The 14,948-nt window shown below is 42.9% G+C and carries 9 protein-coding genes; all 9 read right to left on the bottom strand.

All coding sequences use genetic code 11. The features are described from left to right. Positions 1-37: 37 nt before the first annotated feature. A complete protein-coding gene (locus AC570I_RS15650; protein ID WP_497406198.1) occupies positions 38-2,203 on the bottom strand; it encodes an alpha-L-rhamnosidase-related protein in 2,166 nt (721 codons plus the stop codon). A 36-nt stretch (positions 2,204-2,239) separates the two neighbouring features. Beyond that, on the bottom strand, positions 2,240-3,829 hold the full coding sequence (locus tag AC570I_RS15645) for a sodium:solute symporter family transporter (RefSeq protein WP_497406197.1): 1,590 nt from the start codon (positions 3,827-3,829) through the stop codon (positions 2,240-2,242). A gap of 440 nt (positions 3,830-4,269) precedes the next feature. Further along, complete coding sequence (locus AC570I_RS15640; RefSeq protein WP_316800575.1) at positions 4,270-5,355, bottom strand: Gfo/Idh/MocA family protein; 1,086 nt, start codon at positions 5,353-5,355, stop codon at positions 4,270-4,272. A gap of 29 nt (positions 5,356-5,384) precedes the next feature. Then, on the bottom strand, positions 5,385-7,886 hold the full coding sequence (locus AC570I_RS15635) for an L-rhamnose mutarotase (protein ID WP_497406196.1): 2,502 nt from the start codon (positions 7,884-7,886) through the stop codon (positions 5,385-5,387). 3 nt (positions 7,887-7,889) lie between these two features. Continuing rightward, positions 7,890-8,786: a sugar phosphate isomerase/epimerase family protein gene (locus tag AC570I_RS15630; RefSeq protein WP_497406195.1), complete on the bottom strand. Its 897-nt coding sequence runs from the start codon at positions 8,784-8,786 to the stop codon at positions 7,890-7,892. A gap of 6 nt (positions 8,787-8,792) precedes the next feature. Continuing rightward, entirely contained in the window at positions 8,793-10,217 is a 1,425-nt protein-coding gene (locus tag AC570I_RS15625; protein ID WP_497406194.1) for an acetylxylan esterase, read from the bottom strand. Then, positions 10,214-11,341: a sialidase family protein gene (locus AC570I_RS15620; RefSeq protein WP_497406193.1), complete on the bottom strand. Its 1,128-nt coding sequence runs from the start codon at positions 11,339-11,341 to the stop codon at positions 10,214-10,216. The genes AC570I_RS15625 and AC570I_RS15620 overlap by 4 nt, the downstream gene beginning before the upstream one ends. A gap of 102 nt (positions 11,342-11,443) precedes the next feature. Further along, complete coding sequence (locus AC570I_RS15615) at positions 11,444-12,112, bottom strand: DUF3826 domain-containing protein (protein WP_497406192.1); 669 nt, start codon at positions 12,110-12,112, stop codon at positions 11,444-11,446. 35 nt (positions 12,113-12,147) lie between these two features. Further along, positions 12,148-14,886: an alpha-L-rhamnosidase gene (locus AC570I_RS15610; RefSeq protein ID WP_497406191.1), complete on the bottom strand. Its 2,739-nt coding sequence runs from the start codon at positions 14,884-14,886 to the stop codon at positions 12,148-12,150. Positions 14,887-14,948 lie beyond the last annotated feature (62 nt).

Raw genomic sequence — 14,948 nt, 5'->3', positions numbered from 1 at the left:
AACCTCGCAGATTTTGATCTGCGAGGTCTGCTAAAAACTATCCGGTGTATTTCACGGTGTAATCTTTACCCTTCTCAATGGTTACTTCATATTTTCCTTTGGAGATTTCTTTCACTTCTGCACCTTTCACTACCGGTTTTGTTTTGCTGTTTATTTTCAATGTACCCGTGCCGGTTGCAGCACTTACCCTGATCTCTTTTTTACTGCAATAAACGGTAATATCGCCATTTGCAGTCGGCACTTTACCTTCCATCCATGCTAAACCGCCTAAATTGGGTTCGACGGTATAAGTTTCATAACCCGGGGTGGTAGGCTGAACACCCAGGTAATATTTGCCCAATAAGTAAACCGGACTAGCGCCCCAGGCATGGCAGAGGCTTTTTCCAAAAGGCCTGCCATACATCGCCAGGTGTTCTGTTCCTTTTTTATCCGGATTATATTCCTCCCAGAATGAAGTAGCGCCCAGCTTCAACATGCCGCCCCAGTAACTTTTCATTTCTTTTAAAACATAGGGTTGCTCGCCCATGGCGCATAGCGCTTCTAATTCATAAAAGCGCATGTAAGGTGTTGTAATCTTCGCTACCTCATTGTTTAAAAGCACATTCTTTTTTACAGCCAGTTTTTGCTCTGGCGTAAAATAGTCGAAAAAGATTCCAAACATGTTGGCGTAACGCGTTACATTGTCGGTTTGCTTATCATCTACCCGACTGTGTACCAAAGCGCTTTTAGTTTGATTCCAGTATAATTCAAAAATCCTTGCCTTCAATACTTTGGCCTGCTGATCATAGCGGGCGGCACCATCAGCATCATTTGCCAGCCGGGCACATAAAGCCATTGTTTCCAAACTCCGTGCATACAGCAACTGTTCAAAACTCACCTCCCCGTCTTTGCTCAGTTTATCTGCCCAGTCGATAAAAATCCAATCGCCAGGCATCCATTCGAGCAGGCCATTTTTGTTTTTCCTACCATCTATATAAGTCATTAGAGACTGCATTCGGGGATAAACATCCTTAACAAACTTCTGATCACCAGTAAATTTATAGTAATCATAGATACCAAGAAACCAGTAGAAAGAGTAATCCATAATGGTATTGATGTGTGCCGTAACCGGATCTTTTCCACGTTGAGCCAATAAAGTCCGTTTAACCGTCGGTGCATCGAAAAATGAATAGTAATTCATCAGGTAGCTTTGATAGGCATCGCCACTCCAAACCCAGCGATCGCGTTTGATCCCATCTATGAAAAATTCGCGGGTGTTCAGGTGGAAAGTATATTTAGCCACATCGTAAATCCTGTTCAGCTCTGCATCCGACGATTTAAAACTCCCCCGTTCTGTAACCGGTGCATATTCATAAAGCATGGAAATTGAATCAGCAGAAACACCGGAACCAGGCTGAAAGTTGACATACCTGAAGGCTTTTGATAAGGGCATAATGGAGTCTCTTTTTACGCTCAGGTCAATATCCAGGTCATCTAAAGTTTCACATTTATCAGTTGATAGCGCTTCTTCTTTTGATTCGCCATAGTAAAGTCTCAATCGTCCTTTTCCCTTTAATCCGTGCACCTTGATAAAACCGAAGGTCTCTTTCCCGAAATCAGCAACATATCCCGAACCCACGTTTTCTGTTTTCAAAGCTGATTGTGGCACAGTTGGCAATTTAAATGCTGAAGGTAATCTGGCCGGGTCATTGAAGTTCCACGAACCTGCGGAAACGAAAGTGGTACCGGATTTATCGGATGTTTTTCCACTGGCGTCAATCCACTCTTTGTCCTCAAAAGTAGTTAACCAGCTTTCATCAGAAACGACGGTTTCTCCCTTCACATATATTGCGGGTACATGTGCCTGATTGTACACCTTGAGGCTTAGTTTATGCTTGCCTGCTGGGATTTGTATGCTCTTCGGAAAACCGGAAATCGCCTGCCCATCGATTTTCACATTGTAAGTTCCTTCTACATAAAGCCTCACCTCTTCCGGCTGTGAGAGGGTAAATTCCTTATGAAAATCGACCAGTACATAGTGACTATCCATTTTCCAGAATACCGGAAAGAAAGAACCTCTTTCTGTTCTCCGGTTCTGCATCACATTGCTCATGTAAATATCGAAATCTCCGGGATACCAGATCCAGGAGGCATGCTGTGCAAATACAGGTACTGTTGAAAAGGTGACTAAAGCCAGCAGTAATGTTTTTCTTAAATTTTTCATGTTTATATATTTTGACACCCGGCTCCGGAGTTCCGGTTAATGTCCGTTGAAGAATAAATAGAGTAATAGCATTACTATCGCCAGGGCCACCCAGGAGATCCAGACTGCCCTTTGGGGCTTCTCGACGTTAGCCTGATGCTCGGCATTAATTGTATAAATACTTGGCGATCTGTCCAGCACGGAAATCAACACTGCAATGATCAGGAGTCCGGCGAAAATGAAAAAAGACAGCATCAAGTAATGTGGCCAGAAACTATATTCACCCGGTGGCAGGATCCAGAGATAAGTAACGCCGATACTCAGACTAAGAATTGAGCCGATGGACAGCGTAAAATTCACTGCTTTTCTGGTTGTTCTTTTCCAAAACACGGTGAGCAGGAAAACCACTGACAGCGGAGGAGCGATAAAACCCAGCACCGATTGAAAAACGTCGAATAAGTTTAACCCCTTGATGTTATCGATGGCCAACACTACAATCACAGCGAATATACAACCGGCCACTACAGCCCATCTTCCAATACGGATAATCTGCTTATTGCTGGCCTGCGGATTGATTTTCTTCACATAAATATCCATAGTAAAAACGGTGCTCAGCGAATTGAGCGAGGATCCGATCGTTCCTACCAGAACAGCAATCAATACTACGATTACCAGACCGTTCATGCCCGGCGGGAATAAACTGGTCACCATAGTCATGTAGGCTTCGTTTGGATCTTTCAGGTTTGGGAACAGCACATAACATAAAATTCCCGTACCAATAAAAAGTGGTAAAGAAAGGATTTTGAGCCAGCCGATAAAGCTCACGCCCAGCTGGCCTTGTTTTAAATTTTTTGCCCCTAAAACCGATTGAACCATTGACTGATCGGTACAGAAAAAGGCTACAGCAGCAACGGGATATCCCAGTAAGATGGCATACCAGGGGTATTTTGGGTCGCTGGCTGGCTGAATTAAATTCCAGAAACGATGAGGTGTTTTCGCATACAATGCGGAGATTCCACCCACTTTATTTAAACCCAGAAGCATGAGAGATAGGGAAACGGCAATCAATAAAATCATCTGGAAGACATTTACCTTTGCAATGGCTTTTAAGCCGCCAAAAAAAGTAAATAAGCCTGCGAAAGCGACTAAAACCGTAACCGACTGCCACATGGGGATGCCTAAAATCTGGCGAACAAGGAAGCCTCCTGCAAACAAACCCAATGATAACCATGAAATTAAAATCTTCACCAAGGCATACCAGGCCAGAATGTTCTGCGTAGAATCGCCGTAACGGTTGCCCATAAACTCCGGCATCGTACTTACTTTAGCTGCCAGGTATTTCGGGGCAAAAACAATTGCCAGGAGGAATAAAAATATAAAGGCATACCAATCGAAGTTTACGGCCACAATACCCGTACTGTAACCAATACTGGCAAAGGCCAGCAGCATAGAGGGGCCAACGTTTGTGCCCCACATGTTGAAGCCGATGCTCGACCAGTTCAATGATTTGTTTGCGAGGAATAAAGTTTCGTCTTCGCTTTTCTTTTTTGAGAAACTGGCCCTGTACCCGATGATGATCAAAATGATCACATAGGCGATCACAATGAGGTAATCCAGGCCGGTTAATCGTTCAACAATGTTTCCCATTGGTTTATTTGGTTAGTATGGTTTAGGTTAGGATAACTCGCAATGACGGGATTTCTACAATCCAATCGGTTCTCATGTATTTTTTGCCACGGAAGCACGGAATTCACAGAATATTTTTTTTCTCTTTATAAATAAATTCCTTCTTCCGTGTTCTCTGTGTTTCCGTGGCTGTTTTATCGAAAAGCTACAAGCCTATCGATTCTCTTGTATTTTTTGCAACGGAAGCACTGAATTCACGGAGTATTTTTTCTCTTTATAAATAAATTCCTTCTTCCGTGTTCTCTGTGTTTCCGTGGCTGTTTTATCGAAAACCTACAAGCCTATCGATTCTCTTGTATTTTTTGCAACGGAAGCACTGAATCCACGGAGTATTTTTTCTCTTTATAAATAAATTCCTTCTTCCGTGTTCTCTGTGTTTCCGTGGCTGTTTCATCGAAAAGCTACAAGCCTATCGATTCCCGTGTAATATTATTGGCTTTTAGGATATCGTCAATCTTCACAGGCAATCCGGTTTCCATCGATTTATCCATAGCCTGTAACAATGCCACCGTTCCAATCCCTTCCTTCAAATCAGGGTAAGCGGTAAATTTATTATTGATGCTATCGGCAAAATAATCCAGGTAATTCTGATATTCTCCTGCATGGTGGCTTTGTCCTTCGAAACGGAAATAGTGTTTTAAAGTTGAATCGCCCCAGGTAATGATTTTTTCCTCACCGGTTTTTGTAGTTACAGAGTAGCGCAGTTCATGGTAATCGGCCTGACTAGCGCCCTCAGTTCCGCGTAAAATGCAGCTCATTCCACTATCGCGGCTTGCCGGTTGTGTTGGTCCGGTATAAGCGCCGCTCACTCTCGCAATCCGGCCATCTTTTGCTTTGAAAATGAAATGCATGGTATCCTGATTTTTAAGTCCTGCTTTCAAGCCATTGCTACTTAGCATTCCATAACCCATCACCTCTTCAATATCGGGCATATACCAACGGATGAAATCAACCGGATGACTTAAACCACCATACAACCATTTAAAAGATTGCTTCAGTGACCAGCCTTTTTCCAAAAACCAGCGGTGATCGGCATGATAATGACTTTCGATGGTAATCAATTCCCCAATCAAACCTTTGTCGAAATCCTTTTTCTGACGCATAGCAGGCTCAAAAAAGCGCGAGCTCTGACCGACAAAGATTTTCTTTCTTGATTTCTTAGCAAGCTCAAGCAGTTCATTGGCCTGTGATAAATCGTCGATAAAAGGTTTGGTACACACCACATGCTTTCCATGTTGCAGAGCCAGTTTGATATGTTCGAAATGCAGATGATCGGGGGTATATATGGCGATCATATCGATTTTATCACTGGTTAACATATCCTCATAACTCGTTGTCCAGTTTTCAAAATCAAACTCTAAAGCACGTTCCTCACAAAGCTTTTTATTGGCATCGCAAATTTGAATGAGCTTAAACTTCTTGCTCGCCAATGATGCAGAAATTGTACTTCTGCCCTCTCCTAAACCTAGGATCCCTAATCTTAACATGATATTTTATTTATTTCTTAAGTCGTCGTTTATTCAATCGGTTTAAAAAACACCCAAACCTCTTCAGGTTTTGTTCCCGGAATTCCCTCCTGGTATTTTTTCATTATGGCATTCCATTCATCCACTTTCGGATTATTCAAAGTGGTTTTTGGATTTAAATTATCTAATTTTTTTCCTTTCGGAATACTGATGATTAACATCAGCTGTCTGTCTTTTTTAAAGATAGCCAGTCGCTGAAATTCAGCATTACAGAATCCTTTCGATATTTCCGGCCACTTTTCGAACTGGGTTTTGTGGTAGTCGAGATATTCTTTCTGCATCTTTTCATCTTTGACCAGATTGGCCGATAAAACGATGTTATCCCACTCCATTACAGGTTTATCGCCACAGTTTTTTTCTCTGTTAAAATCATAAAACATATTTTCGTAAAGCTTGATTTCTGAGGCATCCAGGCGTTTTAAGGTTTGTGTTAAACTCTCTACTTTCAGGCTTGAAGTATAAATCACCAGGCGCTTATTCCACTTATAGATTGAACTTTGCAGCAGATTATTTTCCATGGCAAACTTTTCCAGGGTTTTATTGCCCGGTAAATCATCTTTAAAAATCAATTCGAACACGACCGGTTTATCTTCAGCCTGATTAATCCCGCGATTGGAATAAGCAGCTTTCTCTTTCAAGAGGTATTGATAAGGCTGTTGTAAACCGGCACTTTGTTTAATATTCTGAGACACTTTTGGCCCGTTACCTTCCCATAAATTGTCCGGGCCATTTGCATTCTGCAGATACTTCTCGGCAGGTGTCCAGTTATTTTTAATAGTGAAATAGGATGAACCCTCATCTGTATAAAGGTAGAACCAATGCTCAGGAAGATGGGCAAAGGGTGCTTTATAAATGCTATCTATCACGTTTTCTGTAATAATTGATTCCGGCTGGGCCGATAAGGTATAAATGCCTGCTACATCATACATATGCTTACCATAATGATGAATTTTGTTCGCACTTATGGTATTGTTTTTCATCGCATTTTCCGTTTTTGTCCATCCCCAGCCTACACTGATGCCCGAATAGGAAACGTCAGAAATCTCATTGTGCGATATTTTGATTCCACGAACATAACCGGCCCCGATACCAACGGCTCCCCAGTCTTCATTGGTTACATCTGTAATGAGGTTGTTTTCGATAACGTCATTGGTTGAAATTTCCCTTTTATCTGAAGGGTTATAGGGCAAGTGAACTTCAGTTGCCTCATCAGAAAATGTTCCTGCTAAAATTGCTGTACCACCAATATCTTTAAACAGGTTACCTTTTACCTGATTGTCAGCAGTGCCTTTTCTGAGATCCAGTCCCGTTGAGGCCATATGCTCAAATCGGCAAGATTCGAAAGAAATATGATCTGCATAACTCACCTCAACGGCTGAAGCCGGCCTTCCAACCCAGGCCTGATTTTCAAGGCTAGGTTTGTCAGGCGTTCCTGCTTTATTTAGTTTATAAGCATCCAACATATACATACCTGCCTGGTGCGGAACATGCCCCTGTCGGGATGGTCTCAACCAGGTAGCGTGCTCAAAAGAAATTCCTTTGAAGTTGACAAATGTAACCGGATGGTCGGTTGTTCCTTCAATCTTCATCAGGTTCTCCAGGGCAGGTACAACAACATCGGCATGCTGCATATTTTCAGATGCTTTTGGCCAGTAATAAAGTTTATGCTTCTGCATGTCTTCAAACCATTCACCAGGCTCATCTAAAAACTGAATGGCATTGGTGAGGTAGAAAGCCGAATTCCCTGTTTTCTCCGATATCCAGGGAGCTGGCCATGGATGTTCAGATTGTATTCTGCTTTCTGGCTGCATGAAGGAAAGTTCGGCGGTGTTACCTGTAACTTTTACAGATTTAACACGAAGATTTGCAATGGCCCACCATTGGTGAATGAGCATTTCCATACCATTGATATGTGATAAACTCCCGTTTTTTTGCAGAGGGATCCTGCAGGTCTGGTTTTTTGTATCCCAGGCCAGGATTCGACCCATGGCATCGCCATTGTAATTTCTGGCCCGAACGGCTTTATTGCCGTTCACCCAAAGTTGCCGGAACAATAGTCCATTCCCATCAAAGTTCGGTACATCTGCCACCCATAATTTCCCTATTGCAGCTTTAGGCAATCCTGCAACTGCTCCTGACAGTTTTTTCCATCCTTTAATGTTCACCCCACCGCTTAAAACAACTTTTTCGGTAGCTATAATTTCCGTCGGGCTCTCTTTTGTCCCTGAATCTTCAGGACGAAGAACAACAGGTTCATGCAGCTGGTAAACGCCTTTGCCCAGAAAAATTCTGATTCCATTTTTAATAGAAGGGTCGTTTAACCGCCTGAGTTCCCTGGCTTTTCTAATAGCCAAATGAAGGGTAGCCAAAGGTTTCTCTATCGAACCCAAATTAGAATCAGAACCGTTCTTTGCAACGTAAATATCTGCTGCGCTTGCACTAAAGCACAGTAAACTGTATATCAACAAAATGGTCAGGCTAATTGGTTTCATAAATTACTTGGCTTGAAAGACCGATTTAAGGTAACTGGTATTTGCACTAAAATTATATTTTACATTGCTTGGCTGACTTGCATCGCGGCTTCTTTCTACCACCAGCCAACCTTTCCAACCCATATCATCGAGTGTTGCTTTCACTTTGCTGAGGTCAATTTTCGGATCGTTCTGCAACCACACGCCGTCTTCGTTGGTTGCATGAATCTGTATGATGTTTTTCTTACCTAAAATCCTGAGTTCCTGATGTAGATCGCGCCCGTTTTTAATGGCATTGGAAAAGTTGAAATAGCTTTTCACAGATTTCGAGCCTACCGCTTTCAACAATTGAAATTCGCCAGCAGCATCCAATGCAGTTTCAATACCAATTACAATACCCGCTTTGGAAGCCATTTGCCCGGCTACTTTTAACCGCTCCACTATCGGATCCCGTAACTCTGGATTTTTGACCAGATCACCCTGCACGCCTAAAGGCAGAAAAACGACTTTAACATTCATCGCTTTAGCAGTATCCAGACAATCCTGAATCATCCTTTGGTAAGTGGGACGTTTAGCGAACGACTGTGCATAAAAGCCTGTCATTGCCAGTGAACAGATTTCGATATTCAGTTCTCTGGCTTTATCCAAATACTCCTGGCGCACTTTAGGATCAGCCAGTTTATTATCAAAAGTTTCCCGGTTGCCCAGTCCCCCCATATCTATCTCCAGTCCATCGGCGCCAATTTCCTTGGTTAAGGGCAATGCACTAACTTTCTGACGTTTCAGAATCATCAGGTCGATTACCGCAATTTTATATTTGCTCTTCCTTGCAGCTGCCAGTAGCAGCTGATCCGGAAGCATCAAAGCGCTGGTTAACAAAGCTACATTTGCTATAAAGGTTCTCCTGTTCTGCTGCTTCATATTCTTTTATTTACTTGCGCCTGGAAATAACTTCTCCAGGTTTTCAAAACCCATTAAAGCATGCTTAGGTAGTTTTTCGCCTTTATCGCTAAATACATACAGGGCATTTTCCTTTTCAATGGTTACCTTGGTTTCATCGTACTTACCTGACTTATCCTTAACGGCAGTACCGTTAAGCTTAAAATTTTTAATCAGAAAATCATACAATGCAATGCGTTTGTTGATGCCAAAATCATGCTTCTCATCAGGCAGGTGAACATTCTCTACCTGATCTTTCACCCCATAATACCCGTACATCTTTTGCAGGTAAGGAAAATCATGCTGTGGCGTGTGAGCAGTCCAGTCCCCACCATCTGATACCAGTAGTTGTGGCCGTGGCGCGGCCATTGCTGCCAATTCAACGTTGTCTGTTCCGCCGCCGCATTGATGGATAGGCATCCCGCTTTCACAAGGGCAGCCCCCATAAAAGTAGGATGACATGGCTACCACAGGTGCGCTTAATTTAATTCTGTTGTCCATTGCCGTCATTAAGATACAATGACTTCCGGCACCCGACCCACCACTAATGCCAATCCGGGTGGTATCTGTTTCTGTCAGTGAAGTAAAATAATCCAGAATCCTGATTCCACCCAGTGTCTGTACCGTTTGTGCCAGGCTACGGCGGTGGTCTTCGTATTTAAACTGCAACATGGATTCACCCCATGCAAACAAATCATAGCTAAAAGCCATTGCTCCCATCCTGGCAATTGTGGCGCAACGGATCTGGCAATCGGGTCTGTACCGCTGTTTTTCCCAGTGCCCGTCGGGACTTAATACCACAGGGATTTTACCTCTGGCATTCAAGGGTTTATAGAGCGAACCGTTGATCCATACCCCCGGTAAAATCTCCAGCGCGATATTTTCGACAGAATAGCCATCGAAAGTTCTTTTTGATGTGATGATGGGTTTAGCTACAGGCTTTGCCGGTAAAGGCGACAACATTAAAGCCTGATAAAGCTCAGGCTTGATTTCCGCTTTGCGCTTCTCCCAGCTGGCTTTATCATGGTACTTTGTTGCCAGCGTATCCAGATAGTTCCAGCCATCCTGAACCTCCCAGCGGTAGTATTCGTACTCTTTCAATTTGTACACACCAGGCTTTTCCTTGTTTACTTTCATATCCAGTGGCGTCAATACATTGGCCAGGGTCTCATCAACATTAGCCCTGAAACGCCACTCGGCATAATTTACCCATTTATCTTTAACCTGCGGCGCGGAATATTTAATCTGAACCTTAAACCGGGTTTGAATTTCGTTTAACACCTCCACCAAAGGCTTCTTATAAAGGTTATCCGTATTTTGGGTTTGCGCAAAGAGCAAATCAGACCCAGAAAGTATCAGGGTAATCAGTATGGCATGAATAATCCCTTGCGTAATTAACCGGTATAATCTCATGGTTCTTCGCTTTTAGTTTCTGTAATAACCGGAGCGGTATAGCCATTTAATTTTGGCCATATGCCATTTTTAATTTTCTTCAGCTTCAGTTTCGAAGGATCAACAACTACATGTTTAATTTTTTCCCTTCTCCAGGTATAAATGAAATGTAACAGGCCATCTGAAGTTTGAATGACGGCAGGATAAGAATATTGACTGATTGGAGAATCCTCCAGAATCAATGCAGCATACCATGCTTTCCCGTCCTTGGAGATGGAAACATTTAAAGGGGTTCTCGGCCCTTTAGCTAAATCTCCGGGAGGTAAAACATGGTTGTACACCAAAACCTGGCGACCATCTTTCATGGTTACGGCATCCGTTCCGGAGTTATTATTGGGCAGGGAAGTTTTCGTTAACGCCGACCAGGTTTCTCCGTTATCATTCGACCAGGATTCGACAATGGCCCGGTTTGCTGTCCTGGCTAAAATCTGAAGTTTCCCGTTTCTATGTTGCAAGATACTGGGCTGAATGGCTTTGATTCCATTCTCAGGAAGCGGTCCTACCGTCCTCCAGGTCTTGCCATTGTCTTTGGTGACCTCAAAATGAATTTTCCACCCATCGCCTTCTCTGCTTGATGGTGCAAAAAGGTTCCCGTTGCTTAGTAAAACAGGCTTGTTTTTAACCGGCCCGATATACCCTGCCGGCAGTTTTGTTGCCTCAGACCATGTGATTCCGCCATCTTTGGAAGTCCGCATTAAGCCCCACCATTCAGACGGTTTTGGGCCGATTTTGTAGAATAACAACAAATCCCCGCCTGGAACCTGATATAGAACCGGATTCCATGTGGGTAATCTTTTACCGTCGGGCTGAATGCCATTTGCTACAGAAACGGGCGGGAGCCATTTTTCATTAACAAAGCGACTGACGTATATCTCTACATCAGGATTCCGTTCCTTGGTTCCACCGAAAAATGAGGCTACCAGCCCCGTTGGTGTCTCTGTAATCGTTGCTGAATGGCAGGATGGGAAAGGCGCCTTATCATACAGAAATTCCTGCTTTACGATTCCTTTCTGCCATTTTTCAACCTGGGCTTTAGCGCTCAGTGTAAAAATGACAATTGATATGGTTAAAATTTTCTTTAACATATTAGCATTGTTTTTCTTTTTACCATGTAAGGAATTGAAGCGAATAAAAGCTGCAAGTTCGCCATTACATGCCCTAATAATATTTATATGGTGTAGATACCTCTATTGTTTCTGTTTTGCCGCTTTTTCTTCTTTGATTTTCTTCGTGTAGGCACTGTAAAGTGCTCTCCAACTGCGGCCATTATTGTTCAACATTTGTTCTGATTTCGTTTTATAGATCTCAAAAATTGCCGATATCTCTTTCATATTTTTATAATCAACTGCCTGTTCCCGGGCTTGCTTAAGAAAGCCCAGAATCCTGGCTTTCTCATCAGCAGTAAGGTCAGGGACAATGGCTTTATAACCCTTCATGGTAAAAGCCACTTTCCCAATAGTATATTGATCCAATACAGTTTCCACCTGATCAGGAGACAGGTTTTTATTTAAACCATCCATTAAAGCCTGATGCACGGTGGCCGGCATCGCAGAATCGGCAATGATCTGTTTATCCAGATCGCTTAACTTATTACCGGTAACCGGATTTATACCATCCGGAACGGTTGACGACGGATGCTCATTGTGCCAGTCTCTGGTGGTGGTCAGATGAACTGCAATGATATGCGCTAGGGCCGCCTTCTTTTCCTCATCTGTTAAGTTCAAAGCACCTACAAATGCGTTGGCTTTAGTCAGAATATCGTCGGAAACTATAACATCTTTGGTTTGACTGAACACACTAACTGTACTTAGTATCATTGTGAGTAGCATGACTGGCTTTAAGAACTTTCTCATCATTTTATTTTTTTCCTGTTAACACTAAATTGGTTAAATTACTTCTTGTCCACTACAAAAGAATAATCGCCCGATCCTAGCTCGTAAACCGCGTGATTATCCTCCATTTTTATAAATTTCAAATCCTTTACCGATTTCAATTTTTCTGAAACCTCATTTTTCTGATTTGCAGGAATATAAACCCATGCCGAGGTATTCGGTGGCACCGTTATATTCCAGTTAAACTGGCTGGCTGTTATGGTATAATTGCTTTTAATTGTTCCATAAACTGATCGGTAACTTGCGTTTACACTGTTTAATCCGTTGATCATTTCCGGTTTCATAATGATCTTCTTGAAAGCGTTGCTTTCCGATTTGATTCCGGCAAGATTTTCATAATACCAGATTAACAAATCGCCGAGCATCATCACATGATTCTGTGAGTTCATTTTAGGATCGGCGGTGTTGCCATTCCATAACTCCCATATGGTGGTGGCACCCTGATCCACCATGTAGCCCCAACCGGGATAAGTTTTCTGAGTCGCCACAGTGTAGGCCAAATCAGGCCGACCATAATCATTCAAACAGCGCATTAGCCATTGAATTCCGACCAAACCATTGCTTAAATGGCCCTTATTCGTCACCTCGACAGTATAGGTTATATTCTTGAAAACCTGTGCTACCTTGTTCGCAGGAACCATGCCGAAATACAGTGGAATGATGTTATCCGTTAAAGCATTCGAAGCATAATAACCCTGATCATTATAGTATTTCAGGTTAAAGGCATCTTTGATTTTATCCCCCAGAAGTTGATAGTACTTTACATCTGCCTCATTTCCCAAAGCCTGTCCAAATTGCCTCATCAGCTGCGTAAAATGATAATAATAAGCGGTTGAGATCAACGCTGAGGGATATTTTTTATCTGCGCTTTTGCCTCTTCCGGCTTCGATGGTTACTGGCGGCATACACCAGTCGCCATAACTGTCTTTTGTTATTATAAAATCCTGCATATAACGATCCTGCATATACGAAAGCCATTTTTTCATTGCAGGATAATTGTCGCGAACCGCAGTAACATCACCGGTTTGCTTGTATACCATTTCCGTAACCAGGAGCATGGCACCGGGCCAGGTCATGTTATCGCTGTAATACCTCCAAAAAGCTGGTGCCACATCCGGAATCGCTCCATCTTCTTTTTGCGAATTTCTGATATCCTGCAACCACTTCGTGTAAAATCTGCCGTTATCGAACAGAAAACTTTCACCATAGGCCACGGCACCTCTATCGCCTAACCAGGGCATACGCTCGTTGCGTTGCGGACAATCAATCGGGATTCCTTTATAGTTTCCGGCAATACCCCACCAGGCGTTTTTAAATAGCTGATTGATCAAAGCATTTGAGGTTTCAAAAGTTCCTACAGTCTGCATGTTATCGTAAATCATTTTTCCGGAGAAGTCATTTAGCGAGGGTGCGTAAGTGTAGCCTGTGAGTTCAACATACCGGAATCCGCGATAAGCAAAAGTCGGCTCCCAGGTTTCCTGCTCGCCACCTTTTAGCGTATATAAGTCGGTGCATTTGGCATTGCGAAGATTGGCCGTAAAAAGCTCGCCGTTTTCCTGAAGCGATTCTGCAAAACGCATTTTAATTTGCTGCCCCTTGGCTCCTTTTACCTTCATCTGCAACCAGCCAACCATGTTCTGCCCCATATCTACAACATACCTTCCTCCTGAGATTTTGGAAATGGATACCGGTTTAAGTGTATTCATAATCCGCATGTTCTCATTCATTTGCGCTTCTATAGTTCCGGCAGGTTCCTGAACGAACTCTGCTTTTGACCATTTTCCATCATCAAAACCAACTTTGTTCCAGCCAGAGGCCTCTTTAGTCGCGTCATATTCCTCGCCATCGTACTCATTATTGGTTCTGATTGGTCCGTCAGCTGTGCCCTTCCAGCTATCATCCGTGTCGATATTAGCAGTTGTTCCGTCGCTGTAAACAATGTTGATGTTCATCAGCATTTTGGGAAACCCAAATGTTTTAATTTTATAAGGCTTTTCATTCTGCCGCATGGCAAAAAAGCGGCCATTCCCTAAAATTGCACCTACGGCATTTTTTCCGTTTTGAATATAGCGGGTTACATCATAGGTATTGTATTTTACGTTTCTGGTATAGTCCGTTGGCGAGGGAGACAAAACATCTTCACCCACTTTTTTTCCGTTAATGTAAAGCACATATAAGCCCAAACCGATCACAGATGCTGTAGCAGATTTTACGGTTTTCGGGCTTTGAAATTCTTTTCTGAAATACCTTGCCGATAGTCTCGAATCGGTTTTAATGTTGTCCCACGGAAAAGCCCTGTCGAAACCAATCCAGCCTTTAGGCCAGTCTTTGTAGTACAGCAAACCCATAGAGAAGAAGTTGTTGCCCGACCATTCACTCTGACCGGCATTAGTCCACACTTTCACCTTCCAGTATACTTTTAAACGGCTGGATAAAGCTTTTCCGTCGTAAACCACATGAATGGATTCAGCGGAGTTTACCTTCCCGGAATTCCATAAATCACCTTCATTCTGTGCCAGTTGTTCTGGTGAAGAGGCCGCTAAAATCTGATAGGCGGTTTGGGTTACATTGCGCTCTTTCGAGATAATTTGCCAGGCGAGGCGGGGTCTCTTTACATCAATACCTAGGGGATTTTCCAGCATCTCGCAGGTGGTGTGCTGCAAGGAGAATTGTGCCATCACTTTCGTTAATGACAGCAAAAAAATGCTGATGATGAATATGTAGGTTTTAATGTTCATTACACTTGTTATTTTTTGTCTCCCGCTGATCTCACAGATTCGCGCAGATTGAAATCTCTTTA

The organism is Pedobacter sp. A2324 (genome assembly GCF_059693705.1).
Note: the sequence above shows the minus strand (reverse complement) of the source record. Positions and strands in the feature narration are given on the sequence as shown.